Here is a 24243-nt window from a genome sequence, read left to right as displayed (position 1 = left end):
GGTTCAGGCCGCGCAGGTGGGGCGGGCGGCGTCCGTGCCGGCGGCGTCGGTTTCGATGATGTCGGCGTGCACGGTTCCCCCCGGAGTGTGTGCGTCTTCGACGACCTGCATCGCGCGCAGGCCCAGCCGCTCGAACAATGCCAGATCGCGCTCGGTGTCGGGGTTGCCCGTCGTCAACAATTTCTCACCGTAGAAGATCGAGTTGGCGCCGGCCAGGAAACACAGCGCCTGCAGCTCGTCCGACATCTTCTCGCGGCCGGCCGACAGTCGCACCATCGAGCGCGGCATGAGGATCCGGGCGGCGGCGATGGTGCGGACGAACTCGAACGGGTCCAGCTCGGCCAGGGTCTCGTCGTCGGCCAGCGGCGTGCCCTCGACCTTGACCAGCCGGTTGATCGGCACCGAATCCGGATGCGCCGGCAGGTTGGCCAGCGTCTGCAGCAGGCCGGCGCGCTGCTCGCGCGACTCGCCCATGCCGACGATGCCGCCGCAGCACGTCTTCATGCCGGCGTCGCGGACGTGCGCGAGCGTGTCCAACCGGTCCTGGAACTCGCGGGTGTGGATGATCTCGTTGTAGAACTCCGGCGCGGTGTCGAGGTTGTGGTTGTAGTAGTCCAGGCCGGCATCACGCAGGGACTTGGCCTGCTCGCCGCTGAGCATGCCCAGGGTGGCGCAGGTCTCCAGCCCGAGCGCCTTCACCCCGGCGATCATCGCGGCGACCTTCGGGATGTCCCGGTCCTTGGGCGAGCGCCAGGCCGCGCCCATGCAGAACCGGCTGGCCCCGGCCGCCTTCGCCTGGCGGGCCTTCTCCAGCACCGCGTCGGTCTCCATCAGCTTCTGCGCCTCGACCCCCGTGTGGTAGCGCTGGGCCTGCGGGCAGTACGCGCAGTCCTCGGGGCAGCCGCCGGTCTTGACCGACAGCAGGGTGCTGACCTGGACCTCGGTAGGGTCGAAGTTGGCGCGGTGGACCTCGCCGGCACGGTGCAGCAGCTCGGGGAACGGCAGGTCGAACAGGGCGCGCACCTCGGTCCGCGACCAGTCGTGGCGCAGCAGGGGTTCACCGACAGCAGGCATGGGGAGATTCCGACAGACGCGGGCACGCGGGAGCGGCAGTCTGGAAAGCATGGCCGGCACTGTCAACCTGGACACCCCTGAACAGGTTGACAGCCGCCGCGCCATCTTCGCCCGCTGGCTGTGGCCCTCGCGCTGCCTGGTCTGCAGCGCGGCGGGCGAACGCCGGCGCGACCTCTGCGCCGCCTGTGCGGCCGGGCTGCCCTGGCTGGCCATGGCGTGCCGCCACTGCGCCCTGCCATTGGCGGATGCGACCGGTCCGACATATCCGGCGATATGCGGCGCCTGCCTCAGAGGGGCACCCCGGGTGCTGACCGAAGCCCATGCGGCCTGCCTCTACCAGGCACCGCTGGACCGGCTGCTGCCGCGCTTCAAGTTCCATCGCGACCTGGCCGCCGGACGGTTGCTCGCGCAGTTGATGGCCGCGCGGCTCGGGCCGTTGGCCGTGCAATGGTCGGCGCCGGCCACCCTGGTGCCCGTGCCGCTGCACTGGCGACGGCTGCGCCAGCGCGGCTACGACCAGGCCCTGGAGCTCGCGCGGCCGCTCGCGGCGATGCTCGGCCTGCCGCTGGCGACCGATGCGCTGGAGCGGGCACGGCATACCGATCCGCAATCCACCTTGGCCGCCGACCGACGCCGCGCCAACCTTCGCGACGCTTTCCGGGTCGGGGCGCGCACGGCCTTGCCGGCCCACGTGGTGCTGGTCGACGACGTCATGACCACCGGCGCGACCCTGCAGGCCGCGGCAGTTGCACTGCGTGCTGCCGGCGTCGCCCGGGTCGACGCGTGGGTCTGCGCGCGCGTCCCCTGACCTGCTGCCGCGCAGCTGGCCTCGAAACGGGCGTGATTCAGCGCAATGCGTAGTCGCCGGCGATGCCGACGAACACCACCATCCCGACCCAGTGGTTGTGCAGGAACGCCCGGAAGCACGCCTCGCGCCCACGCTTGCGGGCGATCCAGAATTCCCACGCGACCAGCGCGATGGCCACGCCCACGCCCACCGCATAGACAGTACCGAGCCCGGCACGCTGCCCGACCAGCACGAGGGCGGCGAAGAACAGTGCATACAGCACCCCCTGCGCGACCAGGTCCATCTCGCCGAACAGGATCGCGGTCGACTTGCTGCCGACCTTGAGGTCGTCCTCGCGATCGACCATCGCGTACCAGGTGTCGTACGCGGTCGACCACAGGATGTTGGCCACGTACAGCAGCCAGGCCAGTGCCGGCACCTCGCCGGTCACCGCGGCGAACGCCATCGGGATGCCCCAGCCGAATGCCATGCCCAGGTAGACCTGCGGCAGGTAGGTATAGCGCTTGAGGTAGGGATAGCTGGCCGCCAGCAGCATGCCGACGAAACTCATCAGCACGGTCAGCCGGTTGAGCGTCAGCACCAGCGCGAACGCCACCAGCATCAGCACCGCGAACAGCGCCAGCGCCTCGCGGCCGCGCACTGCACCGGTCGCCAGCGGCCGGCCGCGCGTGCGCTCGACATGCGGGTCCAGCCAGCGGTCGGCGTAGTCGTTGATCACGCAGCCGGCCGAACGGGTCAGCCACACGCCGGCGGTGAACACGAACCAGGTCCACACCGGCGGCACCCCCCCGGCCGCCAGCCACAGGCCCCACCAGGTCGGCCACAGCAACAGCAGCCAGCCGATCGGCCGGTCGTTGCGGGTCAGTTTCCAGTACAGCGCCAGGCGGGTCTTCCACGGCGCCGGCGACGCGGGGGCGTCGAATCGTTGGTGACTCATGCGCGCAAGCGTAACGGACGCCGGCTGGTCCGCCGGTGTCGCCGATGCCAGACATGTCCGCGCTTTTGCCGCTAGAATGCCCTGCTCGCGTGTCCGGCCCGGCCGGCTCGCGTCCAAGCCAGGCGCCCGTAGCTCAGCCGGATAGAGTAGTGGCTTCCGAAGCCATTGGTCGGGGGTTCGAATCCCTCCGGGCGCGCCAACCTTACGTTTGGTGGATCGTGCGCAATTACGACCTCGAGTTCCTCAAGAAATTCTCCATGGTCATCGGCTTCCTCGTGCTGGTGACCTTAGGCCTGATCCTCGTCGCCTGGTTCGCGCACAAGTCGCTGCCCCAGGACGTGCCCGAAGGCGTGACCCGACGGACCGAGGCGCGCATCGCCCCGGTCGGCGCGGTCTATGCCGGCAGCACCGGTGCCGCCGCGCAGGCCGCGGCCACCGCGGCCGCCGCCGCGGCCGCCTCGGCGCAGGTCGCCTACGGCGGCACGCTCGATGGCGCGGTGATCTTCAACAACCTGTGCACCGGCTGCCATACCTCGGGCGCCGGCGGCGCGCCGACGATGGCCGCGGCCGACTGGGCCGCCCGCATTCCGCAGGGCATCGACGTGCTGCACCAGCACGCGATCGAGGGCTACACCGGCGCCAGCGGCGTGATGCCGGCCAAGGGCGGCAACCCGGCCCTCACCGACGAGCAGGTCATCGCCACGGTCGACTGGATGCTCGACAACCTGCAGTAACAGGTCGCAGCACACCGTCTGAAACGCCGTCCCCAGGGGCGGCGTTTCGCGTTCCGGGGGCCGTACGCCATGCCCGGGAGCGAGGGCCTCCCCACAGCGTGTTAACCCCGGGCCGTATCATGCCCGGATGAGCGAGCCCACATTCCCCACCGGCGACGACTACCGCGCCGGCAAGCCCGTGCCGCTGACCCTAGCCGGTCCCGCCGGCGCGATCGAGGCGATCGTCGAAGGGCCCGAGCCCGACGTCCCCTCGCGGCCACTGGTCTGCGTCATCTGCCACCCGCTGCCGACCGAGGGCGGGACGATGCACAACAAGGTCGTCACGATGACCGCGCGCGCGTTCCATCTGTGCGGTGCCAGCACGGTGCGGTTCAACTTCCGCGGCGTCGGCGCCTCGGAGGGCGCATTCGACAACGGCGATGGCGAATCGGAAGATCTGCGGGCGGTGTTCGAGTGGGTGCGCGCGCAGCGGCCCGATGCCGAGGTCTGGCTGGCCGGTTTCAGCTTCGGCTCTTACGTGGCCTACCGGATGGCGGCCGAGCTCAAGCCCGGCATGCTGGTGATGATTGCGCCGCCGGCCAACCGCGGCTACGGCTTCGACGAGGTCACCCCGTTCGACGGCCCGTGGCTGGTGGTCCAGGGCGACGCCGACGAGGTGGTCAATCCGGCCGACGTCTACGCCTGGGTCGACGGCCTCAAGCAGCCGCCCGAGCTGGTCCGCATCCCCGACACCAGCCACTTCTTCCACCGGCGCCTGATGGACCTGCGCGGGGCGGTCAAGAACGGCATCCGACCGTACCTGCCGGCCGCGACCACCACCCCCGATGACTGAACCACATCCGGCCGGCCCGGCCGCCCTGCCCGGCGCGCGCTATGCCGCCGGCGCCGCCCGTGGCGAATGGAACGACGACCCCGCCCAGCACCCGGCGCTGGCCGAACTGGACCGCTTGCACGCCGCCCTGGTCGACCCGCCCCGCCAGGGCCTGCTCGACCGGCTCCGCGGCATCCCCGCGCCGGCGCCGCAGGGGCTGTACCTGTGGGGCGGGGTCGGGCGCGGCAAGACCTTCCTGATCGACCTGTTCTTCGACGGCCTGCCGATCGAGCAGAAGCGGCGCACCCATTTCCACCGGTTCATGCGCGAGGTCCACGCGCAGCTGCGCGCGCACGCCGGCGAGTCCGACCCGCTGCGCACGATCGCCCGGCAGTGGCGCAACGACCTGCGCGTTCTCGTGCTCGACGAGTTCTTCGTCACCGACATCGGCGACGCGATGTTGCTGGGGCGCCTGCTCGAGCGCCTGTTCGCCGAGGGCGTGGCGCTGGTGACCAGCTCCAACATCGCGCCAGCCGGCCTGTTCAAGGACGGCCTGCAACGCGAGCGCTTCCTGCCAGCCATCGCCCTGATCGAGCGACACTGCAAGGTCCTGTTCCTGGACAGCGTGCATGACTATCGCCTGCGTGCGCTGACCCGCTCCCCGGTCTACCGCGCCCCGCTCGATGCGGGTGCCGATGACTGGCTGCGCGAGCGCTGGGACGAACTGACCGCGGGCGCCCCGCGCGAGGACGGCCCGCTGGTGATCGACGAGCGTCCGATCCCGGTGCGCTGCCTCGCCGAAGGCCACGCCTGGTTCGATTTCGCGGCGCTCTGCGAGGGTCCGCGTGCGGCCAGCGACTACATCGAGATCGCCACCGAGTACCACACCGTGCTGGTCGGCGGCGTCCCCCGCTTCGACGGGACGAACGACGACCCCGCGCGTCGTTTCGTGCACCTGATCGACGAGCTCTACGACCGCCACGTCAACCTGGTCTGCACTGCCGCCGCGGCGCCACCGGGGCTGTACACCGGCGGCCGGCTGGTGGGCGCGTTCGAGCGCACCGCCTCGCGCCTGATCGAGATGCAGTCGGCCGAGTACCTGGCGCTCGAGCACCGCGGCTGAGGCGGACACGCGGTGTAAACACACCCGCGCCAATAGTCGGCCGCGTCTCAACCGCGGACCGACGCCATGACCGGATCCAACCGGCATCCGGTGCTGCAGATCGAGCAGCACCTGGACTTCCAGCGCACGATGTTCCGGCTGCGCCGTGTCGGCGTGTTGGTGCTGCTGGCCGGCGTGCTGGCGGCGCTGGCCGGCCTGCTCGGTGGCATGGGACCGTTTGCCGAGGGTCACGCCGAAAGCGGGCCGACCAGCGCGACGTGGCCGCGGTTCACCCGCTACCAGATGCCCACCCGGCTCGTGTTCGAGGCCGACACCGCGGCGATCACCGGCAGCGACACCTTCGATGTGGTGATCGAGGGCGACCATGCGCGCGCGTTCTCGTTCGAGGAGGTGCTGCCGCAGCCGCAGGAGGTCGCGGTCGCCGACGACCGCGTCCGCTACACCTTCAAGGTCGAGCCCGGCACGCGCCAGCAGGTGCTGCTGCAGGGCCAGCCCGAGACCATCGGCCGGCTCGCCGGCACCGCGTCGGTCGCGGGTGGCCCGCCATTGCGTATCGACAGCTTCGTCTACCCCTGACCGGAGGGCGCGAGATGGATACCGTGTTGCGTGCGGTCGCGATCTACCTGTTCCTGCTGCTGGTGTTCCGCATCGCCGGCAAGCGCCCGCTGGCACAGATGAACGCGTTCGACCTCGTGCTGCTGCTGATCATCGGCGAGTCGGTGTCGCAGGGAATGATGGGCGACGATTTCTCGGTCACCACCGCGCTGTTGCTGGTCAGCACGCTGGTGCTGATGGAGCTCGGCCTGGCCTTCATCAAGCAGCGGTCGAAAGTGGCCGAGCGTTGGCTCGACGACGCCCCACTGATCATCGTCGAGGACGGGCAGCTGTTGGAGGACCGGATGGACCGCGCGCGGGTCGACCTGGAGGACGTGCTCGAGGCCGCCCGGGCCTCGCACGGGCTTCGGGACCTGTCGCAGGTGAAGTACGCGGTGCTCGAGCGCGGCGGCACGATTTCGGTGATCCCGGAGAAGTCGTCCGGCTGAGCGGGTCCGCGCTGGATCGACGCCGGCCACGGGCAGCGGTCGATGCACGCGCCCGCCCGCATCGCACGCGCCGCGGCGGTAGCATCCGGTCATTCCCGGGGAGACCAGCCATGCGCCTGCCGAACGACCGCCCAACCCAGATCCTGTCCCTGCTGCCCGCGCTGCTCGCGATTGCACTGGCACCGGACGCGTCCGCACAGACCGCCCAGGCCGCCACGACGCAGCAACGGCCCGAAGTCGCGGCCCAGGCCGGGCGCGTCGCCGCCGAAGTGGTCGAGCTGCGGCGCTGGTTCCACCAGCACCCCGAGCTGTCCAATCGGGAAGAGCAGACCTCGGCCAGGGTTGCCGAACACCTGCGCGCACTCGGACTGGAGGTGCGCACCGGAATTGCCCACCACGGCGTCACGGCGGTCGTCGAAGGCGCGCTGCCGGGGCCGAAGGTCGCGCTGCGCGCGGACATGGACGCATTGCCGGTGACCGAGCAGACCGGCCTGCCGTTCGCCTCGACCGCGACCACGACCTTCAATGGCCAGCAGACCGGTGTCATGCACGCCTGCGGCCACGATGCCCACACCGCGATCCTGCTTGGCGTCGCCGATGCGCTGGTGGCGATGCGCGACGACCTGCCGGGCCAGGTGATGCTGGTGTTCCAGCCGGCCGAGGAAGGCGCCCCGGCCGGTGAGGAAGGCGGCGCGTCGCTGATGATCGAGGACGGCCTGTTCGCGGGTTTCGAGCCGGACGCGATGTTCGGGCTGCACGTGTTCTCGTCGCTGCCGGTCGGCACCATCGGCGTCCGCGGTGGCCCGCTGATGGCGGCCTCCGACAAGTTCACGATCACCGTGCAAGGCGTGCAGACGCACGGCTCGCGGCCGTGGGGCGGGGTCGACCCGATCGTCGCCGCGGCCGACCTGGTCGGCACCGCGCAGACCGTTGTCAGCCGCCGCAGCGACATTGCCAAACAGCCGGCGGTGGTCAGCTTTGGCGCGATCCACGGCGGCATCCGCTACAACATCATTCCCGACTCGGTCGAGCTGGTGGGGACCATCCGCACCTTCGACGAGGACATGCGCACCAGGATCCACGCCGACCTGCGCAACGTCGCCGAGCAGGTCGCTGCCGCCCACGGCGCCACCGCCGACGCGCAGGTGCCCGACAGCACCGGCAACCCGGTCACGGTCAACGACCCCGCGCTCACCGCGAAGATGCTGCCGAGCCTGCAGGCGGTGGCCGGCGCGGAGCACGTGATCGAGCCCCCGCTGCAGATGGGCGCCGAGGATTTCGCCTACTACGCCCGCGAGGTGCCCTCGATGTTCTTCTTCGTCGGCGCGACGTCGCCCGGTATCGACCCGGCCACCGCACCGGGCAACCACTCGCCGAAGTTCCTGCTCGACGAGGCGTCGCTCGACCTCGGCCTGCGCGCGATGCTGCAGGTCACCCTGGATTACCTGCACGGCGTGGAGTAGCCGCCCCGGCGAAGCGCCGGTAGTTGTAGGAGCGGCTTCAGCCGCGATCGTGGGATGGCCCGCCCGCGCCGGCTCCTGATCGCGGCTGAAGCCGCTCCTACAGCCGCGTCACGCGCGCACGTCCCCTGCCGGACGGTAGGAGCGACGTAAGTCGCGACCCGCCGAACCCGGCCGATGCGTGGTGGCTGGAGAACTACGCCGTAACCCGACTCGCGCCCTTGGGCGTAAGGGCTGGGCGAGGATCCGCGGCTCCGGGCAACCATGTACGGGTCGCGACTCACGTCGCTCCTACGGCCGCGTGGCCGCGGGACCGCGGGACCGCGGACGCACCATTGGCCATCCGCGATCCGCGATGCGCGATCCACCATCGGCCATCGGCCATCGGCCATCGCCCACTCGGCCGCGCGATAATGCGCGCATGACCCCACGCGACGCGCCATCGGGCGACCTGCCCCCCAGCAACACTCCCTCCGACCTGCCGCTCGGCCGCGCCGTCGACTACCCGCGCGAGTACGACCCCGCGTTGCTGTTCCCGATCGCGCGGGCGCTCGGGCGCGGCGAAATCGGGCTGTCGGACGACGCGCTGCCCTTCACCGGCCACGACCGCTGGCACGCCTACGAGCTCAGCTGGCTCGACGCGGTGGGCAAGCCGCGGGTGGCCACGGCGACGCTGACCGTGCCGGCCGACTCGCCCAACCTGGTCGAGTCCAAGTCGCTCAAGCTCTACCTCAACTCGTTCAACGCCAGCCGCTTCGACGACGACGCGCAGGTGCGCGAGCGGATCGCGACCGACCTGTCGCGGGTCGCCGGCGCCCCGGTCACCGTGGTGTTCGGCCTACCGGGGTTTGACGGTGCGGTGGACGCCGCCGACGCCGGCTCGATCGACGACCTGCCCGTCGCGATCGACCATTACGGACCGCCACGTCCGGAGTACCTGGCCGCCGACGCCGCCGACGTGGTGGCCGAGACGCTGTCGAGCGCCCTGCTGAAATCCAACTGCCCGGTCACCGGCCAGCCCGACTGGGCGCGGGTGGTGATCGACTACCGCGGCCCGCGGATCGACCGCGTCGGGCTGCTGCGCTACCTGGTGTCGTTCCGCGACCACTGCGAGTTCCACGAGCAGTGCGTCGAGCGCATCTTTGCCGACCTCATGCGGCACGCGGCGCCGGCCAGCCTGTCGGTGGAAGCGCGCTATACCCGCCGCGGCGGGCTCGACATCAACCCGTGGCGGGCGACGCCCGGCGTGGCGGCGCCGGTCGCGGGGCGCGACCTGCGGCAGTAGGCCGGACGCCCCAGGCCATGCCCGGTGGGCCGAGCCGCCGTTCGTAAGCGGCCTGTTCACAGTCGAGGCATCGGTCCTTAACAATTGCCGTGCCATGTTGCCTGCGCAATCCCCAAAGGCGACAGCACATGACCCTTCCAGACAGGAAAGCCGATTTCTCCGGTGTCAGTTCCAGTGTCGACACCACTGGCGAGACCACTGGCCGGACGGCGGATTTCTCCGGCGTCAGCTCCAGCGTCGATACCAGCGCGGGCGTCGTCGGCGGCGGCCGCGAGCAGACCTACACCGTCGAGCGTGGCGACACGCTGTCGCACATCGCCAAGCGTTTCTACGGCAAGGCCGGCGAATGGAACACGATCTTCCAGGCCAACCGCGACCAGCTTGACGACCCCGACCTGATCCAGCCCGGCCAGGTGCTGCGCATCCCGGCGCACGACGACCGCGGCTGACCGCGGACGCACCCCCACAGGAGAACCGCCCGATGAGCTTCAATCCCCGCCATGCCCTTGCCGCCGCCGTGCTCGCCAGCCTTGTCATGGCCGGCTGCAACCGCAACGACGCCGAGGTCGACACCACCGCCGACAGCGGCGTGAACCCGCCGGCTGCCAACGAGCCTGTCACCCCGCTGCCGCCGGCCGAACCGTTCCCCAACACCGGCACCACGCCGGGTGCGGATACCGCACTCGACGTCTCCTCGGTGACGCTCGGCACCGCCGCAGGCGCCGACCTGTCGATCACCAACCCGACCAGCAGCTTCGGCACGGGCGACCCGATCGTGGTCTCGGTCGCGACCAACGGCGCTGCCAGCAACGCCGAAGTCACGGTCCGCCTGAAGTACCAGGACGGCCAGCAGGCCGGCGAGGAGTCCGAGTCGATCACCACCACCGGCGCGGAAACCACCAACTTCACCTTCGAGAACGCCGACCCGTGGCCCACCGGCAGCTACACCGCCGAGGTCTGGATCAACGGCACCCAGGCAGAGACCAGCACGTTCACGGTCCGCTGAAAGTAGCGCCATCTCTCTCCACCGCCGCAGGGCGGCAAGCTGGGCGCGAGTCAACCTCGCGCCCTATTTTTTTGCGCATCCCGTGACACGCGGGGAGGCTGGATGAGCAACCCGTCGCCGACGCTGCCGCGCTACCGGATCAACCCGCCGGTGTTCTTCACCTCGGTCGCGCTCGTGCTGGTGTTCGTGCTCGGCGCCGTGATCTGGCCGGACGCGTCCGAGCGGCTGTTCGTCGCCGTGCAGGGGTGGGTCATCCACAGCGCGGGCTGGTTCTACGTGCTGGCCGTGGCGGGCTTCCTGGTGTTCGTCGTCGCGGTCGCGGCTTCCCGCTACGGGGCGATCAAGCTCGGCCCCGACCACAGCGAGCCCGACTACAGCTACACCGCCTGGTTCGCGATGCTGTTCTCGGCCGGCATGGGCATCGGCCTGATGTACTTCGGCGTCGCCGAGCCGATCATGCATTACACCGACCCGCCGGTCGGCGACCCGTCGACCGCGGCGGCGGCGCGGCAGGCGATGCGCATCACGATGTTCCACTGGGGCGTGCATGCTTGGGCGATCTACGCGGTGGTCGGGCTGGCGCTGGCGTACTTCTCGTTCCGGCAGGGGCTGCCGCTGACCATCCGTTCGTCGCTGTATCCGTTGATCGGTGAGCGCATCCACGGGCCGATCGGCCACGCGGTCGACGTCTTCGCGGTGGTCGGCACGCTGTTCGGCGTGGCGACCTCGCTGGGCTTCGGTGCGATCCAGGTCAATGCCGGGCTGGAGTACCTGTTCGACGTGCCCGTCGGGACCGGCGTGCAGATCGCGCTGATCGCGGTCATCACCGCCTTCGCCACCGTGTCGGTGGCGCTGGGGCTGGATGCCGGCATCCGCCGCGTGTCCGAGTTCAACCTGATCCTGGCGGTGGTGCTGCTGGTGTTCGTGCTGGTGGCCGGGCCGACGATCTTCCTGCTGCAGACGCTGGTGCAGAACACCGGCGCCTACCTGTCCAACCTGTTCTCGATGACGTTCAACCTGTACGCCTACCAGCCGACCGGCTGGATCGGTGGCTGGACGCTGTTCTACTGGGGCTGGTGGATCGCCTGGTCGCCTTTCGTCGGGATGTTCATCGCCCGCATCTCGCGCGGCCGCACCATCCGCCAGTTCATCGTCGGCGTGCTGCTGGTGCCGCTGGGCTTCACGTTCCTGTGGATGACGGTGTTCGGCGATACCGCCATCCACATGGTGATGGTGCAGGGCATCACCGGGCTGGCCGACGCGGTGGCCGCGGACGAATCGGTAGCGCTGTTCCGCTTCCTCGAGGAGCTGCCACTGGCGTCGGTCTCTTCGCTGGTGGCGACGGTGCTGGTGGTCACTTTCTTCGTGACCTCGTCGGACTCGGGTTCGCTGGTGGTCGACATGCTGACCTCGGGCGGCGCCGAGGATTCGCCGACCTGGCAACGGGTTTTCTGGTCGGTGCTGGAAGGCGTGATCGCCGCGGCACTGCTGGTGGCGGGCGGGCTCGGCGCGCTGCAGACCGCGTCGATCGCCAGCGCGCTGCCGTTTGCGATCGTGATGATCGTGATCTGCTGGGGCCTGATGCGCGCCCTGCGCATCGAGGGTGCCAAGCGCACCAGCCTGCGCGACGCGCGGGTCGGTCCACGCGGAGCGCACGCGGCCTTCAACTGGAAGCAGCGGCTCGGCACGATGCTGCACCAGCCGACCCTCGAGGAAGTCGTCGAGTACCTGCGCGAGACGGTCGACCCGGCCCTGCAGCAGGTGGCCGGCGAGCTGCGCCGCCGCGGGCTGGACGCGGTGGTCGAGCACAGCGAGGACGAGCGGGTCTGGGTGGAGGTGCGCCACGGCAGCGAGATCGACTTCTACTACTCGGTCCGCGCGCGGCCCTACGAGCCGCCGGCGTTCGTCATGAGCGACACCAGCGCCCGCCAGGCCGAGGCACTGAAGTACTACCGCGCCGAAGTGCACCTGCGCGAGGGCGGGCAGGACTACGACATCATGGGCTGGCGGGAGGAAACGGTGATCAACGACGTGCTCGACCATTACGGCCGCCACCTGCATTTCCTCGCCGCGGTGCGCTGACGGCCCCGGCCCCGGCCCGGGCACGCGCCGCGGCGCCGGGGGTACCCGGTGGGGCTACCATGGCCGCCCCTGTCGCCGATCCCCCGAGGCCCTTCCATGACCACCGCCGCCAAGCCCCCCGCCTACCTCGACGACGACCAGATCGAACGGCTGGCCGACCTGCTCGAACAGCGCGCGGTGCCGTTCAAGGGGTTCAACCTGGAGGCGCTGGATGGCTACCTGTCGGCGCTGGCCGTGGGTCCCGGTGATGAAATTCCGATGGCGACCTGGGAGCCGCCGGTGTGGGGCAAGCTGCCGCGCTGGGACGATGCCGCCGAGCGCGCCGAGGTCGAGGCGCTGCTGCAGGGCCACCACAACATGGCCGCGGCCCGCGTCCGCCACGGCGACGACGACCTGCCCGACCACCTCGCGCCGCTGCTGTGGCTGCCGGAGGATCCGGAGGAAGAAGCCGACGACGAGCTCGATGTCGGCCGCGACTGGGCGCTGGGGTTCTTCACCGCGGTCGAGCTGCGCGAGGTCGAATGGGACCAGTGGCTGGACGACAACGAGTGGATCGACGACATCTTTGGCCTGCTCGACCGCCTTGCCAGCGGCGAGGTGCTGGCCGAGGATCCGACCGCGCCGGCCACCCCGATCAGCTACCGCGAGCGGCTCGAGATCATCGCCGGCCTGCCCGACATGCTCGCCGACCTGCACCACCACCGCATCGACGCACTGACCCCGCGCGAACCGATCCGTCGCGAAGCCACCCCGGACCGCAACGACCCCTGCCCCTGCGGAAGTGGCAAGAAATACAAGAAGTGCTGCGGGGCGGCGGCCTGAGCGCCTTCGCCCGCGACCTGCGCGGAGAAACGCCGTCACCGGCAGAGCACGCCCACCCGCGCGAATACCGGCCCAGCCGTGTAGGAGCGACGTCAGTCGCGACCTGTACATCGATGCCGAAGCCGATGGACCTGCAAACCTCGCAGCGCCCGGAAACAAGTCCTTCGGCAGCGAGCGCAGTCGGCGAGCCACCCCGCGTCGACCGCATCAGCCAGGTCGCGACTCACGTCGCTCCTACACCTGGCAACACGGGCATTTGTAGGAGCGGCTTCAGCCGCGATCGGCCAACCGTTCGCCCGCCCCGGTTCCACGATCGCGGCTGAAGCCGCTCCTACGGCATATGCGACACGCGTTGTCGCCTTCCGCGGCGGACACCTCGGCGGACCGGCCCTTTTCCCGCTCGACGACAGTCACAGCAAGCGGGTGCCAAGCGGCACGTCCCTGTCGGGCACGCACAACGCGACGCGTCCGTGTTCGTCATGGAAGCCGGTCACCAGGCACTCCGACATCAACGGCCCGATCTGCTTTGGCGGAAAGTTGACCACGCCCACCACCAGCCGGCCGACCAGTTCCTCCGGCGGGTACAACGCGGTGAGCTGTGCGCTGGACTTGCGCAGGCCGATCTCCTCGCCGAAGTCGACGTGCAGCACATAGGCCGGCTTACGCGCCTGTGCGAACACTTCGGCGTGGGTGACACGGCCGACCCGGAGCTCGACCTTGAGGAAGTCATCGAATCCGATCGTATCCATCGGTGGTTCCTGCGCGGCGGCGCCCCTGCGATCGTCGCGACTTTAGACCATCGCCGGCCATGCGTGCCGGCGCCGCCGGCCGGCGCTATCCTGCCGCCGCGGCGCACCGCCGCGTGGAGGACGACCTCCCCCTTCCCGGGCCCACACGACCAGGACGACCTGGCATTGCGGAAGGAGGCCCCATGGCCTGGCTCTCCCTGTTCGTCGCCGGACTGCTCGAGGTGGTCTGGGCGTTCTCGATGAAGCAATCGGCCGGTTTCACCCGGCTGGTGCCCAGCGTGGTCACCGCCGTGGCGATGGTCGCCAGCTTCGCCCTGCTCGCGTTCTCGATGCGGCAACTGCCGCTCGGCACCGCCTACACGGTCTGGACCGGGATCGGCGCGGTTGGCGCGTTCATCGCCGGCGCCGCATTCCTGGGCGAACCGCTGTCGCCGATGCGGGTGACCGCGGCCGCGCTCATCGTCGCTGGCCTGGTCCTGATGAAGCTGTCGTCGTAGGAGCGACGTAAGTCGCGACCTGTACATCGCTCGGCGGGTGGGCGGAATCGCGACTTACGTCGCTCCTACATGGGGGATGGCGTCATGCCATGGCGGTCGCCCCCACCTCAGCGCGGCAGCAACATCACCGCGCGCATTCCCACCCACACCGCGGCGATGCCGAGCAGCATGCTCGATCCCGCATACAGCGCGGCCACCCAGAACTCGCCGCGGCGCACCAGCTGGGTCGCTTCCAGGCCGAAGGCGGAGAACGTGGTGAATCCGCCAAGCACGCCGGTAAACAGCAGCAGCCGCGTGCCCGGCCCGAGCACGTCGTAGCGCGCCACGGCACCGGCCAGCAGCCCCATCACCAGGCATCCGAGCACGTTGACCGCGAACGTGCCGAATGGAAAACGCGACGGCCCCGCCAGCTGCAACACCCATCCGCCCAGCGCATGGCGCGCGACCGAGCCGGCAAAGCCGCCGATACCGACCAGCAGCAGCTCCTTCAGCGCCATGGGCCACGCTCCAGTGGACGAGCGCTCGCGGGGGTCATACCCGGCTTTCCAGCACCAGCCCGGCCAGCACGAGGCCGATGCCCAGCAGCGCGGCCATTCGCGCACGGCGATCGACCGGCAGCGGTTCACCCGCGGCGTCACGCGGCCGGCCGAAGTCGTTGCGCCACGTGCCGTAGGCGATCAGGGCCAGGCCGATACCGGTCAGCAGGTCGTCGGTCTGCCCGGTGGTGAAGAACCGGCCGATGTTGACCGCGGCAAGGATGCCCGCAAGCCAGACGAAGATCTTCGCGCCGATGCCCAGCGCGCGGGTTGGTGGCGTGGTGCCCATGCGAGTCCCCTGTGATGTTGGTGCCGGCAAGGGTACGCCGCGCCCGGCTCAACGGGTGGCCCGGCCGTCCTCGAGTTCGGCGATCAGCGCTTCCATTTCGGCGATCTCGCGGCGTTGGGTCTCGATGATGCCGTCGGCCAGGTCACGCACGCGCGGGTCGCTGATCCGCGCGCGCTCGCTGGTGAGGATCGCGATCGAGTGGTGCGGGATCATCGCCTTCATCCACGCCACCTGGCCCACCGTCGCCTGGCTGCGCACCAGCCACAGCCCGCCCGCCAGCAGCGCCACCCCGGCCACCACCAGCGCCACGTTGGCCGTGCGATTGCGGTACATGTGGCGCATGAAGAACAGCATCACCAGCGTCATCGCGCCGGCCATGATCATCGTCATGAACAACCGCGTCTGGCTGAACCACACGTGGTCCAGCTGGTAGGTGTTGAGGTACATCAGCCCGAACATCAGGACCGACGCGGTCACGATCATCAGCACGAACGTGCGGTACGGGTGCATGGCGCCTCCGGCGTAGGCATGGGACCCAAAGACTGGAACGGCACGCGTCGTGGGGATGTGCTCGGGCGGGAGCAAAGCCGCCGTCCGCCTGGATGTCATTCGAAATGTTCGATCCCGTCGGGCAACCGCACCCACGGGTGCTTGCGCTCCCCGTACACCGACACCCGCGGCGTCGGGAAGCCGGGATCGGCGAACGCGCCGACCGGGATCGCGACCATGCCGGGGATCGCGTCCATGAGGTAGTAGACCGTGGCGCCGCAATCGGGGCAGAAGTGGAACCGTGCGGTGGTGCCCTCGTCGCCGGTACGCGCGAACACGGTGCTGCGGCCTTGCACGGTCACCGCCGCTTCCGGGAACCGCGCCTGCATCCCGAACACGCTGCCGGTGCGCCGCTGGCACGCGAGGCAATGGCAGATGGAAATGCGGACCGGCGTGCCCGTGGTGGTGGCGCTGAGCTGGCCGCAGCTGCAGGAGGCGACTCGTCGGGTCATCCCGCCACCTTGCCGTGGTCCAGCTTCTCAACCCACGGCGCGCCCGGCTCGTCGCGGTACCAGTGGCGCCAGCCGTGGCGGTAGGCGGATTCCACGTACGGGCCGCGCAGCACACGCGCGGTCGAGTCGGCGCCCGCGTCGGTGCCGAGCAGGTAGACCGCCGCGGCCCAGCCGGCGACGCGCTGGCCGGGCCGTGTCGACGCCGCCAGCACGCGGTCGGCCAGCGCCGCCGCCTCCTCGACCGAGCCCGCGCGCACGAGCAGGCAGGTGTCCCAACCGTCCGGCCCGCCGGTCATCGGGTCGTCGTCGTCGTTGCCCCAGCGGATGACTTCGTAGAGGTGCATCGCTCCCTCGCGTGCGTGGCCTGGCCGTGGGGAACACTACCGCGGGGCCGCGGGTGGCGCCGGCCACCCTCCGCAACTTGGCGAGCGTGGCTGAGGCGCGTCAGTCCCCGAACGCCTGCGCCAGCCCGGCCGCGTGCCCGGACGAGACCAGCCACCCCACGGCGGCGAGGTTGACCACCACGGTTACCCAGAACATGGACTGGAACGACTGCTTGATCGTCTTGTGCCGGAACTGCTGCTGGGCAATCAGCGCGCCGGGCCAACCGCCAAGCAAGTCGATCAGGTGCAGGTTGCCCTCCGGCGTTCTGCGGGCGCCCCGCCCGGCCGCCGCCTTGTCGGACCGGTACATGAGGTAGGACACCGCACCGAGGGCGACATAGGCGCCGGCAACAAACATCGGAATCCACCCGATGAGCGCGGCCACCGCGGCAGCGATCAACGCGGCGGTGCCGATCGCGGCACGGGGCAGCCGTGACGGTTGCCGCGGCACTTCGATCCGTTGCCCCGCGTGCCGGATCTCCCGAGCCTGCAGCCGACCCTGCGCGTCCCTGCTTGGCCGGTAGGACAATGAGGTCACCCTGCACGGGGCGACGCGAGCCACGCTGGAACGCGTTGACGTGCACGAACGCCCGATCACCACCACCGCTGGGCACTACGAAGCCGAACCCCTTGTCATCGTTCCAGTCCGTGATTCGACCCGCGAACCGCATCGTCGTCTCCATCAACGCCTCACTCTCAATAGTCTTCGTGAATCCCGCGCGCCATCGTCGCCGCTCCGCAGCGTATTCCATCCGCCGGCGTACGCCGGCCTTTTGCCCTACCCACGCGCCGGCGCGACAATGCGAGGCTGCCGCGCGGTTGCACGCGCCACTCCCTCAAAGGAATCGAGTCCCCCATGTCCGACACCCCCCAGCCGCAGAACCCGAAGATCATCTACACCCTCACCGACGAAGCCCCGTTCCTGGCCACGCAGTCACTGCTGCCGATCGTCGAGGCGTTCGTCGAGAGCGCGGGGGTCCAGGTGGAGACGCGCGACATCTCGCTGGCGGGGCGGATCCTGGCGCAGTTCCCGGACGTGCTGCCGGCCGACAAGCAGGTCGGCGACCACCTGGCCGAGCTGGGCCAGCTGGCCACCACGCCGGACGCCAACATCATCAAGCTGCCCAACATCTCGGCCTCGGTGCCGCAGCTGAAGGCGGCGATCAAGGAGCTGCAGGCGCAGGGCTACCCGCTGCCGGACTACGTCGACGAGCCGAAGACCGACGCCGAGCGCGACGCCAAGGCACGCTATGACCGGGTCAAGGGCAGCGCGGTCAACCCGGTGCTGCGCGAGGGCAACTCGGACCGCCGCGCGCCGCTGTCGGTAAAGAACTACGCGCGCAAGCACCCGCACCGGATGGGCAAGTGGTCGGAGCAGTCGCAGTCGCACGTGGCGCACATGGACGGCGGGGACTTCTACGGCAGCGAGCAATCGGTGACGGTGGACAGCGCCACCGACGTGCGCATAGAGCTGGTCGGCACCGATGGCGTGGTCACGGTGCTGAAGGAGAAGACCGCGCTGACCGACCGCGAGATCATCGACGCGTCGGTGATGGACACGCGCCGGCTGGCGCAGTTCTTCGATGCGCAGATCGACGACGCCAAGGCCAAGGGCGTGCTGTTCTCGCTGCACCTGAAGGCGACGATGATGAAGGTCTCCGACCCGATCATCTTCGGCGTGGCGGTCAACCGCTTCTACGCGCCGGTGCTGGCCCGATACGACCGCGAGTTGATGGAGGCCGGCTTCGACGCCAGCAACGGCATCGGCGACCTGTACGCGCGGCTGGCCACGCTGCCTGCGGACCTGCAGGCCTCGATCAAGGCCGACATCGATGCGCTGTACGGCGAGCGCCCGGCGCTGGCGATGGTCAACTCCGACAAGGGCATCACCAACCTGCACGTGCCGTCCGACGTGATCGTCGACGCGTCGATGCCGGCGATGATCCGCGACAGCGGCAAGATGTGGAACGCGAACGGCGAGCTGCAGGACGCGAAGGCGGTGATCCCGGACCGCTGCTATGCCGGCATCTACCAGGTCGTCATCGACGACTGCAAGGCGCACGGCGCGTTCGACCCGGCCACCATGGGCAGCGTGCCCAACGTCGGCCTCATGGCGCAGAAGGCCGAGGAATACGGCAGCCACGACAAGACCTTCCGCGCGCCGCGCGACGGCACCATCCGGGTGGTCGACACGGCCGGCAAGGTGCTGCTGCAGCACGCGGTGCAGGCCGGGGACATCTGGCGCATGTGCCAGACCCGCGACCTGCCGGTGCAGGACTGGGTGAAGCTGGCGGTCAGCCGTGCGCGCATCACCGGTACGCCGGCGGTGTTCTGGCTGGACCCGCAGCGCGCGCACGACGCGCAGCTGATCGCCAAGGTGGAGGTCTACCTGAAGGACCACGACACCAAGGGCCTGGACATCCGCATCATGTCGCCCGAGGAGGCGATGCGGACGTCGCTTTCACGCGCCCGGCGCGCGCTGGACACGATCTCGGTGACCGGCAACGTGTTGCGTGACTACCTCACCGACCTGTTCCCGATCCTCGAGCTGGGCACCTCCGCCAAGATGCTGTCGGTGGTGCCGCTGATGGCCGGTGGCGGCCTGTTCGAGACCGGCGCCGGCGGCAGCGCGCCCAAGCACGTGCAGCAGTTCGAGGCCGAGGACTACCTGCGCTGGGATTCGCTCGGGGAGTTCCTCGCGCTGGCCGCCTCGCTCGACCATGTCGCCGAGAACACCGGCAACGCCCGCGCGCAGGTGCTGGCCAAGACGCTGGACCAGGCGACCGGCAAGTTCCTGGACACGGACAAGTCGCCGTCGCGCAAGCTGGGCGGCATCGACAACCGCGGCAGCCACTTCTACCTGGCGATGTACTGGGCGCAGGCGCTTGCGGCGCAGGATGACGACGCGGCTCTGAAGGCGAAGTTCGCCCCGTTGGGCCGGGCGCTGGAAGAGAACGAGGAGAAGATCATCGGCGAGCTGGTCGCGGTGCAGGGCAAGCCGGTCGACCTGGGCGGTTACTACCACCCGGACCTGGCCAAGGTCGGTGCGGCCATGCGGCCGAGCGCGACGTTCAACTCGGCGCTGGCGGCGTTGCAGGGCTAGCTCGCGACAGTGGAATCGAAGCCCGGGCGCACCCGACGCCCGGGCTTTTTTTTGACCAATCTCCCGAGCGTAGGAGCGACGTCAGTCGCGACCCGCCGAACGCTGGAGTGATGTACAGGTCGCGACTGACGTCGCTCCTACAGGGGTTGGGCCGGGGTTGTGGGTTTGATGGCGCGCGCAGGTTCGGCACCGGCGGGTTCGGGGGTCGGCGCGACCACCACCGGGACGCCGGCCTCGCCGCGGCTGCGCTCGCGGTCGCGCAGCCAGGCTTCGGCTTCGTCGACGCTCATCTTGTAGGCGGGGGCGAGGTGCGGCGCCAGCAGGCGCACCCAGGCGTCGTTGGCACGGCGCGCTTCGGTGGGGCAGGTCTTCGCGCGGGTCTCGGGCAGGTCGCCGCGCTCGACCATGTCGGCGAAGCGCTCCGGGTCGGAGCCGTACAGCAGGCATTGCAGGTTGAAGTAGCGCTGCAGGCCGAGCGAGTGGGTGTCGGCGTAGGCCTGCATGGTCACGTCGGTGCCGGCGTCGGCCAGGAAGGAATGGCTGGCCATGCGCAGGTTCTGCGCGACCTCGCGCGGGGACTCGTCCTCGCCGCCGATGCGCTGCATCAGCGCGGTGGCGAACTGGTCGACGGCGTCTTCCTGGCGGCCGGTCACCGGCAGGTCGAGCAGGTCGATCAGGGCGTGGCCGGTCTCGTGGGCGACCACGAAGCGGACGTTGGCCCAGACGTAGCGCTGCGCGAGCTGGTCGGCGGGGATGTCGGGCAGGTCCAGCGCGCTGCCACCCGTGGCGGCGAGGTCCTCGCCCTGCGCGTACAGGGCGTGCAGCATCTCGTAGCACAGCACCACTTCGCGCTTGCCGGGCAGGTAATAGGCGTCGGGCTTGCCGCAGGCGGTGGCGACGTAGGTGATCGGGGCGGGCAACAGCAGCAGGCCGTCGAGCCACTTCACCTCGGGCAGCCGACGCAGCAGGTCTTCCTCTCGCACGCGCTCGGCAGTGGCCGCCATCGCCGGGTCGAGCGGGTCGAGGTAGCGGTAGGTGAAGTTGACCGGGTCGGGCGTGCCGGGCACCGGCGCTTCCGCTGCCGGCGGGTCGGCCTCGGGTTCGGCGGCGGGCAGGTGCGGGGCGGGCGGTGCGTCGGACGCGTTGGCCACCCAGCTGGCATGGCCCCAGGCGCCAACAACCATGCCGGCCAGCACCAGCCCTGTTCCCGTGATAATCCTCTTGAGCATCGCTCGCTCCCCCTGCGCACGCCGCCATGGTACGGCGGCGGCGTGCGCGCGGTGTCAGCGCTGGAGGAACAGATGCGGGCGGCGCTTCATCCGTTGCCAACAGCCCATCGCGTGCACCGCCAGCACCGCGTAGGCGAACAGCCACGCCAGCGCCAGCACCAGCGGCGCCTGTCCCTGCCCGTCGCCGTGCACCGCGTACAGGATGGTGCCCATCGCGAACACCAGCATCGGCCCGGCCACCACCGCCATGCGCCAGCCGTCCATCCGTTGCCCGGCCAGCGGCCGCAGGCACGCCAGCACCGTGGTCAGCACCACGCCGACACCCGCCATCAGCACCAGTGCCAGCAGCTGTGCGGGCATGGCGAGCAGCGTGCCCATCACCGCCAGGATCAGCAGTACGGCGCCCATGGCCAGCGCGGGTGCGCGCAGCACGCCGCCCAGCACCACGGCGCGGCGGCTGTCGGGGTCGTCGCCCAGGCCCGGCAGCAGCGCCAGCTCTTCGACCTCGCCGCCCTGCTTGCGGCTCATCGCGTCCAGCCGCTGGCCGTACATCACCACCATCACCGCGGCACCGCCGATGGCGCCGCCGACCAGCACGCCGGGGTCGCCGTCCTCGCCCAGTGCGCTGAGCCAGAGGTAGGCCATCGCCGCCACGCCCACGGCAAGCTGCACGACGATCTGGCTGCCCGACAGCGGCGCGAACGGCGTGCCCAGCAGGGCGCGCACGGCCAGTACCGGGCGAGCGGGACCGGCATCGCGCGTCTGCCCGGCCGGCCACAGCCAGTCCGGCAGTTGCGCGGTGGCGGCATCGCCGCTCATCCATGAGAACCCGCCGCCGGTGCGCGGATTGCCGACCACCGCCGGCTGCCACCAGACCGAGCCGTTCTGGCCGGGCTCGCGGCCAGCGATCGCCCACCAGCGCCACGCGGCCAGCGCCAGTGCGGGCGGCGCGAGCCAGGTCAGGTGGTGCATCGTGAGCGCCGGCCACTGCAGGGTCCCGGTCGGCAGGACCCGCTCAAGGATCATGGCCATCAGCCCCAGCACCAGCGGCGCCAGGCACAGGGCGAGATAGACGATGCGCGGCAGGGTCGCCGCCAGTACGCCGGCGCAGGCACCCAGCGCCATCGCGCAGATGGCGACCGCGAGGTCCACCCCGCCCAGCGACAGCAGCAGTGCCGGCACCAGCACCGTGGCCAGGAAGACCAGTGCGACGGTGCCGCCGATGGCCATCGCCACGCCGGGCATGCGCGACCGGTGCGCCTCGATGTGCAGCAGCAACAGCCGGGCGAACCAGATACCCCACAGCGCGGCCACCGCCAGCCCGGACAGGAACAGCGCGACCGACACCCGCTCGGCATCCTCGATGGTGGCCAGCGCCAGCCAGCCCAGCCCCCCCAGCACCAGCGCGAGCACGACCGCGAAGACGCGCGACAGCAGGCTGGCACTGCTGGCGAGCAGCGCCGCCGCATGCCGGGTGCGCCAGCCGAACGTGTCGGTGTCGTGGGGGTAGGCGGAGGCGTTCACTCGGCCACCTCGACGAACAGGTCCTCCAGCGACAGCACGTCGGCGTGCACCCCCGGCGCGGTCACCAGCGCCGGCCACGCGACGCCTTCGTCGCGCACCACCACCAGCGACAGCGCCCCGTCGGGCAGTGCGCGCCGCGCGACCTCGCCCGGCACCCGGCCGACCAGTTGCGCCGCGGCGGACGCCGGTACGCGCAGGCGCAGGTGGCGTTCCTTCAGCGTGTCCAGTTCGGTCTGCAGCACCACCCGGCCCTCGTGCATGAAGGCGACATGCGAGGCGGCGCGCTCCAGGTCGGAGACGATGTGGGTCGAGAACAGGACGCTGGTACCGGACTCGCCGGCGCGCTGGGCGATCTCGCGCAGCAGCTCACGGCGGGCAACGGGGTCCAGCGCAGCGGCCGGCTCGTCGAGCACCAGCAGCTCGGGCCGCGGCGCCAGCGCGCGGATGATCGCCACCCGCTGGCGTTCGCCGGGCGACAGCTTGGCCAGCACCTTGTTGGTCGGCAGGCCCCAGCGGTCGAGTGTGGCGGTCACGAAGGCGGCGTCCCAGCGCGGGTAGAAGCGGCCGATGAAATCCATCATGTCGCCCACCTTCAGCCACGGCAGTGCCTCGGGCTGCTGCGGCACGTAGCCCAGTCGCGCCTTGCGGGCGTCGTCGAGCATCAGCGACCGCTGGCCCCAGATGTGCGCCTGGCCGGCGTCGGGTTCGACCAGCCCGAGCAGGATCCGGATCAGGGTCGACTTGCCGGCGCCGTTGCGGCCGATCAGGCCCAGCACCGCGCCGGGCTCCAGCTGCAGGTTGGCGCCGGCCAACACGGTCTGGCCGTCGTAGCGCTTGTCCACGCCGCGCACGCTGATCGGCGGTTCCATCGCGAAGGACAGGTCGAGCGGGACGGCCGGGGCGACGGCCGGTTGGGCGACAGCGTTCATGCGTGTTCCTCCATCCGTAGGCGGAGCCGGGCAAGCAGTTCGTCCGGCGAAAGTTCGAGCTCGCGAGCCTGGCGGGCGAGCGCATCGAGGGCGGGTTCGAGCAGGTCCCAGCGCTGCTGCGGCGACGGCGGCGCGGCGGCGCCCGCGGCCACTGCCATGCCCTTGCCGCGCTGGCGCTCGAGCACGCCTTCGGCCTCCAGCTGGCTGTACGCCTTGGAGACCGTCATCGGGTTGATGGCGTGCGCGGCGGCGACGTCGCGCACCGACGGCAGCGTGGTGCCGGCGGCCAGTTGCCCGCCTGCGACGAGGCGGCGGATCTGTTCGGCGATCTGCCGGTAGATCGGCTGCGGGGCGGCGGGTTGGATGTGCAGCAGGGTTGCGTCCATGTGTATTACTACAACGATACACTTGGGCGATGTCAAGCACTTTTATGCCGAACCCCGGACGAAGGCCGTCCGGGGGGTCAGGGTGGCGGTGGGGTTGTTGCGCCGCCGGGGCGGCCGATCGCGATCAGCGGCAGGCCCCCGTGGCCGCGCAGTTGCAGCCATGGGCCAAGGTGCTGGCGCGCGCTGGCATGGCGCGTTTGGCGGTAGCCGTGGTCGCGGCGCCGCGGCGCTTGCCGGCCGGCATGCGCGTGACGACGGGGCGGTCGGCCGCGGGTTCCGGCGCAACCCGGAAACCATCGAGGAACAGCAGGCCCTGGAACAGGTTCATGAGAGGCTCCGTGTGGCGCGGCGGGATGCCGGCCTTGTTCAACACGGCGTACGTTATGCCGGCACAAACCCCTGAAAAAGCGATACTTTCGCAAGCCAGGCTTG

General features: G+C 70.4%; 28 protein-coding genes and 1 tRNA gene. 15 read left to right on the top strand and 14 right to left on the bottom strand.

Annotated elements, in window-relative coordinates; translation table 11 throughout:
• Positions 1 to 3 precede the first annotated feature (3 nt).
• Positions 4 to 1074: a biotin synthase BioB gene (gene bioB, locus KOD61_RS00480; protein ID WP_215219138.1), complete on the bottom strand. Its 1071-nt coding sequence runs from the start codon at positions 1072 to 1074 to the stop codon at positions 4 to 6.
• 49 nt (positions 1075 to 1123) lie between these two features.
• Between bioB and KOD61_RS00475 the strand changes: the two genes are divergently transcribed.
• Positions 1124 to 1882, top strand: a complete 759-nt coding sequence (locus tag KOD61_RS00475) for a ComF family protein (protein WP_215219137.1) — start codon at positions 1124 to 1126, stop codon at positions 1880 to 1882.
• A 37-nt stretch (positions 1883 to 1919) separates the two neighbouring features.
• Here KOD61_RS00475 and ubiA read toward each other — a convergent pair whose 3' ends face one another.
• A complete protein-coding gene (gene ubiA / locus KOD61_RS00470) occupies positions 1920 to 2819 on the bottom strand; it encodes a 4-hydroxybenzoate octaprenyltransferase (protein ID WP_215219136.1) in 900 nt (299 codons plus the stop codon).
• 122 nt (positions 2820 to 2941) lie between these two features.
• Between ubiA and KOD61_RS00465 the strand changes: the two genes are divergently transcribed.
• The 12 genes from KOD61_RS00465 to KOD61_RS00410 all read left to right on the top strand — a co-directional run bounded on the left by KOD61_RS00465 (position 2942) and on the right by KOD61_RS00410 (position 13185).
• Positions 2942 to 3018 (top strand) — tRNA-Arg (locus KOD61_RS00465).
• 19 nt (positions 3019 to 3037) lie between these two features.
• On the top strand, positions 3038 to 3553 hold the full coding sequence (locus KOD61_RS00460; RefSeq protein ID WP_215219135.1) for a c-type cytochrome: 516 nt from the start codon (positions 3038 to 3040) through the stop codon (positions 3551 to 3553).
• Between the two features lie 127 nt (positions 3554 to 3680).
• Positions 3681 to 4385 (top strand): alpha/beta hydrolase, encoded by a 705-nt coding sequence (locus KOD61_RS00455; RefSeq protein WP_215219134.1) that lies wholly within the window; start codon positions 3681 to 3683, stop codon positions 4383 to 4385.
• Positions 4378 to 5487 carry a cell division protein ZapE gene (zapE, locus tag KOD61_RS00450; RefSeq protein WP_215219133.1) on the top strand — a complete coding sequence of 370 codons (1110 nt, stop codon included), beginning with the start codon at positions 4378 to 4380 and terminating at the stop codon, positions 5485 to 5487. Before KOD61_RS00455 ends, zapE begins: the two co-directional genes overlap by 8 nt.
• Positions 5488 to 5553: 66 nt before the next feature.
• Positions 5554 to 6063: a hypothetical protein gene (locus KOD61_RS00445; RefSeq protein ID WP_215219132.1), complete on the top strand. Its 510-nt coding sequence runs from the start codon at positions 5554 to 5556 to the stop codon at positions 6061 to 6063.
• Positions 6064 to 6077: 14 nt separating this feature from the next.
• Positions 6078 to 6530, top strand: a complete 453-nt coding sequence (locus KOD61_RS00440) for a DUF421 domain-containing protein (protein WP_215219131.1) — start codon at positions 6078 to 6080, stop codon at positions 6528 to 6530.
• 110 nt (positions 6531 to 6640) lie between these two features.
• Positions 6641 to 7993: an amidohydrolase gene (locus tag KOD61_RS00435; protein WP_215219130.1), complete on the top strand. Its 1353-nt coding sequence runs from the start codon at positions 6641 to 6643 to the stop codon at positions 7991 to 7993.
• Positions 7994 to 8411: 418 nt separating this feature from the next.
• The gene (queF, locus tag KOD61_RS00430; RefSeq protein ID WP_215219129.1) at positions 8412 to 9275 is read left to right on the top strand and encodes an NADPH-dependent 7-cyano-7-deazaguanine reductase QueF; all 864 of its coding nucleotides are present in this window, start codon (positions 8412 to 8414) and stop codon (positions 9273 to 9275) included.
• Positions 9276 to 9403: 128 nt separating this feature from the next.
• Positions 9404 to 9724, top strand: coding sequence for a LysM peptidoglycan-binding domain-containing protein (locus KOD61_RS00425; RefSeq protein WP_215219128.1), 321 nt, complete (start codon positions 9404 to 9406; stop codon positions 9722 to 9724).
• 32 nt (positions 9725 to 9756) lie between these two features.
• On the top strand, positions 9757 to 10281 hold the full coding sequence (locus KOD61_RS00420) for a hypothetical protein (protein WP_215219127.1): 525 nt from the start codon (positions 9757 to 9759) through the stop codon (positions 10279 to 10281).
• 102 nt (positions 10282 to 10383) lie between these two features.
• Positions 10384 to 12363 carry a BCCT family transporter gene (locus KOD61_RS00415; protein WP_215219126.1) on the top strand — a complete coding sequence of 660 codons (1980 nt, stop codon included), beginning with the start codon at positions 10384 to 10386 and terminating at the stop codon, positions 12361 to 12363.
• A 96-nt stretch (positions 12364 to 12459) separates the two neighbouring features.
• Positions 12460 to 13185, top strand: a complete 726-nt coding sequence (locus tag KOD61_RS00410; protein ID WP_215219125.1) for a UPF0149 family protein — start codon at positions 12460 to 12462, stop codon at positions 13183 to 13185.
• A 410-nt stretch (positions 13186 to 13595) separates the two neighbouring features.
• On the opposite strand, the gene KOD61_RS00405 is transcribed toward KOD61_RS00410, so the two are convergent.
• The gene (locus tag KOD61_RS00405; RefSeq protein ID WP_215219124.1) at positions 13596 to 13934 is read right to left on the bottom strand and encodes a tRNA-binding protein; all 339 of its coding nucleotides are present in this window, start codon (positions 13932 to 13934) and stop codon (positions 13596 to 13598) included.
• A gap of 182 nt (positions 13935 to 14116) precedes the next feature.
• On the opposite strand from KOD61_RS00405, the gene sugE reads away from it, so the two are divergent.
• Positions 14117 to 14431 (top strand): quaternary ammonium compound efflux SMR transporter SugE, encoded by a 315-nt coding sequence (gene sugE, locus KOD61_RS00400; RefSeq protein ID WP_215219123.1) that lies wholly within the window; start codon positions 14117 to 14119, stop codon positions 14429 to 14431.
• A 107-nt stretch (positions 14432 to 14538) separates the two neighbouring features.
• Here sugE and crcB read toward each other — a convergent pair whose 3' ends face one another.
• The 6 genes from crcB to KOD61_RS12940 all read right to left on the bottom strand — a co-directional run bounded on the left by crcB (position 14539) and on the right by KOD61_RS12940 (position 17169).
• Positions 14539 to 14928, bottom strand: a complete 390-nt coding sequence (gene crcB / locus KOD61_RS00395; protein ID WP_251370605.1) for a fluoride efflux transporter CrcB — start codon at positions 14926 to 14928, stop codon at positions 14539 to 14541.
• A 34-nt stretch (positions 14929 to 14962) separates the two neighbouring features.
• Entirely contained in the window at positions 14963 to 15256 is a 294-nt protein-coding gene (locus KOD61_RS00390) for a hypothetical protein (protein WP_215219122.1), read from the bottom strand.
• Between the two features lie 48 nt (positions 15257 to 15304).
• The gene (locus KOD61_RS00385) at positions 15305 to 15766 is read right to left on the bottom strand and encodes a DUF305 domain-containing protein (protein ID WP_215219121.1); all 462 of its coding nucleotides are present in this window, start codon (positions 15764 to 15766) and stop codon (positions 15305 to 15307) included.
• A gap of 95 nt (positions 15767 to 15861) precedes the next feature.
• A complete protein-coding gene (locus KOD61_RS00380; protein WP_215219120.1) occupies positions 15862 to 16257 on the bottom strand; it encodes a GFA family protein in 396 nt (131 codons plus the stop codon).
• Positions 16254 to 16601, bottom strand: coding sequence for a hypothetical protein (locus KOD61_RS00375; RefSeq protein WP_215219119.1), 348 nt, complete (start codon positions 16599 to 16601; stop codon positions 16254 to 16256). Before KOD61_RS00375 ends, KOD61_RS00380 begins: the two co-directional genes overlap by 4 nt.
• A 100-nt stretch (positions 16602 to 16701) precedes the next feature.
• Entirely contained in the window at positions 16702 to 17169 is a 468-nt protein-coding gene (locus KOD61_RS12940; protein WP_251370604.1) for a DUF1294 domain-containing protein, read from the bottom strand.
• A 327-nt stretch (positions 17170 to 17496) separates the two neighbouring features.
• On the opposite strand from KOD61_RS12940, the gene KOD61_RS00360 reads away from it, so the two are divergent.
• Positions 17497 to 19743 (top strand): NADP-dependent isocitrate dehydrogenase, encoded by a 2247-nt coding sequence (locus tag KOD61_RS00360; RefSeq protein WP_215219118.1) that lies wholly within the window; start codon positions 17497 to 17499, stop codon positions 19741 to 19743.
• 137 nt (positions 19744 to 19880) lie between these two features.
• Here the strand turns inward: KOD61_RS00360 and KOD61_RS00355 are convergent, their stop codons facing one another.
• From KOD61_RS00355 to KOD61_RS00335, 5 genes are all read right to left on the bottom strand, one after another.
• On the bottom strand, positions 19881 to 20972 hold the full coding sequence (locus KOD61_RS00355) for a DUF4344 domain-containing metallopeptidase (RefSeq protein WP_215219117.1): 1092 nt from the start codon (positions 20970 to 20972) through the stop codon (positions 19881 to 19883).
• A 54-nt stretch (positions 20973 to 21026) separates the two neighbouring features.
• Complete coding sequence (locus tag KOD61_RS00350) at positions 21027 to 22496, bottom strand: hypothetical protein (protein WP_215219116.1); 1470 nt, start codon at positions 22494 to 22496, stop codon at positions 21027 to 21029.
• The gene (locus tag KOD61_RS00345; RefSeq protein WP_215219115.1) at positions 22493 to 23425 is read right to left on the bottom strand and encodes an ABC transporter ATP-binding protein; all 933 of its coding nucleotides are present in this window, start codon (positions 23423 to 23425) and stop codon (positions 22493 to 22495) included. The genes KOD61_RS00350 and KOD61_RS00345 overlap by 4 nt, the downstream gene beginning before the upstream one ends.
• Positions 23422 to 23811 (bottom strand): GntR family transcriptional regulator, encoded by a 390-nt coding sequence (locus KOD61_RS00340; protein WP_215219114.1) that lies wholly within the window; start codon positions 23809 to 23811, stop codon positions 23422 to 23424. The genes KOD61_RS00345 and KOD61_RS00340 overlap by 4 nt, the downstream gene beginning before the upstream one ends.
• Positions 23812 to 23935: 124 nt before the next feature.
• Positions 23936 to 24139 (bottom strand): hypothetical protein, encoded by a 204-nt coding sequence (locus KOD61_RS00335; RefSeq protein ID WP_215219113.1) that lies wholly within the window; start codon positions 24137 to 24139, stop codon positions 23936 to 23938.
• Positions 24140 to 24243 lie beyond the last annotated feature (104 nt).

Source organism: Lysobacter luteus (assembly GCF_907164845.1).
Taxonomy (GTDB): Bacteria; Pseudomonadota; Gammaproteobacteria; order Xanthomonadales; family Xanthomonadaceae; genus Novilysobacter; species Novilysobacter luteus.
Note: the sequence above shows the minus strand (reverse complement) of the source record. Positions and strands in the feature narration are given on the sequence as shown.

What these genes read in the sequence shown, in the direction of transcription:
- KOD61_RS00415 (WP_215219126.1), top strand. Translation starts at nt 10,384, where the DNA reads ATGAGCAACCCGTCGCCGACGCTGCCGCGCTACCGGATCAACCCGCCG.
- KOD61_RS00405 (WP_215219124.1), bottom strand. Translation starts at nt 13,934, where the DNA reads ATGGATACGATCGGATTCGATGACTTCCTCAAGGTCGAGCTCCGGGTC.
- KOD61_RS00380 (WP_215219120.1), bottom strand. Translation starts at nt 16,257, where the DNA reads ATGACCCGACGAGTCGCCTCCTGCAGCTGCGGCCAGCTCAGCGCCACC.
- KOD61_RS00445 (WP_215219132.1), top strand. Translation starts at nt 5,554, where the DNA reads ATGACCGGATCCAACCGGCATCCGGTGCTGCAGATCGAGCAGCACCTG.
- KOD61_RS00410 (WP_215219125.1), top strand. Translation starts at nt 12,460, where the DNA reads ATGACCACCGCCGCCAAGCCCCCCGCCTACCTCGACGACGACCAGATC.
- queF (WP_215219129.1), top strand. Translation starts at nt 8,412, where the DNA reads ATGACCCCACGCGACGCGCCATCGGGCGACCTGCCCCCCAGCAACACT.
- KOD61_RS00435 (WP_215219130.1), top strand. Translation starts at nt 6,641, where the DNA reads ATGCGCCTGCCGAACGACCGCCCAACCCAGATCCTGTCCCTGCTGCCC.
- KOD61_RS00390 (WP_215219122.1), bottom strand. Translation starts at nt 15,256, where the DNA reads ATGGGCACCACGCCACCAACCCGCGCGCTGGGCATCGGCGCGAAGATC.
- ubiA (WP_215219136.1), bottom strand. Translation starts at nt 2,819, where the DNA reads ATGAGTCACCAACGATTCGACGCCCCCGCGTCGCCGGCGCCGTGGAAG.
- bioB (WP_215219138.1), bottom strand. Translation starts at nt 1,074, where the DNA reads ATGCCTGCTGTCGGTGAACCCCTGCTGCGCCACGACTGGTCGCGGACC.
- crcB (WP_251370605.1), bottom strand. Translation starts at nt 14,928, where the DNA reads ATGGCGCTGAAGGAGCTGCTGCTGGTCGGTATCGGCGGCTTTGCCGGC.
- KOD61_RS00385 (WP_215219121.1), bottom strand. Translation starts at nt 15,766, where the DNA reads ATGCACCCGTACCGCACGTTCGTGCTGATGATCGTGACCGCGTCGGTC.
- KOD61_RS00455 (WP_215219134.1), top strand. Translation starts at nt 3,681, where the DNA reads ATGAGCGAGCCCACATTCCCCACCGGCGACGACTACCGCGCCGGCAAG.
- KOD61_RS00345 (WP_215219115.1), bottom strand. Translation starts at nt 23,425, where the DNA reads ATGAACGCTGTCGCCCAACCGGCCGTCGCCCCGGCCGTCCCGCTCGAC.
- sugE (WP_215219123.1), top strand. Translation starts at nt 14,117, where the DNA reads ATGGCCTGGCTCTCCCTGTTCGTCGCCGGACTGCTCGAGGTGGTCTGG.
- KOD61_RS00340 (WP_215219114.1), bottom strand. Translation starts at nt 23,811, where the DNA reads ATGGACGCAACCCTGCTGCACATCCAACCCGCCGCCCCGCAGCCGATC.
- KOD61_RS00360 (WP_215219118.1), top strand. Translation starts at nt 17,497, where the DNA reads ATGTCCGACACCCCCCAGCCGCAGAACCCGAAGATCATCTACACCCTC.
- KOD61_RS00425 (WP_215219128.1), top strand. Translation starts at nt 9,404, where the DNA reads ATGACCCTTCCAGACAGGAAAGCCGATTTCTCCGGTGTCAGTTCCAGT.
- KOD61_RS00420 (WP_215219127.1), top strand. Translation starts at nt 9,757, where the DNA reads ATGAGCTTCAATCCCCGCCATGCCCTTGCCGCCGCCGTGCTCGCCAGC.
- KOD61_RS00355 (WP_215219117.1), bottom strand. Translation starts at nt 20,972, where the DNA reads ATGCTCAAGAGGATTATCACGGGAACAGGGCTGGTGCTGGCCGGCATG.
- KOD61_RS00375 (WP_215219119.1), bottom strand. Translation starts at nt 16,601, where the DNA reads ATGCACCTCTACGAAGTCATCCGCTGGGGCAACGACGACGACGACCCG.
- KOD61_RS00440 (WP_215219131.1), top strand. Translation starts at nt 6,078, where the DNA reads ATGGATACCGTGTTGCGTGCGGTCGCGATCTACCTGTTCCTGCTGCTG.
- KOD61_RS00475 (WP_215219137.1), top strand. Translation starts at nt 1,124, where the DNA reads ATGGCCGGCACTGTCAACCTGGACACCCCTGAACAGGTTGACAGCCGC.
- zapE (WP_215219133.1), top strand. Translation starts at nt 4,378, where the DNA reads ATGACTGAACCACATCCGGCCGGCCCGGCCGCCCTGCCCGGCGCGCGC.
- KOD61_RS00335 (WP_215219113.1), bottom strand. Translation starts at nt 24,139, where the DNA reads ATGAACCTGTTCCAGGGCCTGCTGTTCCTCGATGGTTTCCGGGTTGCG.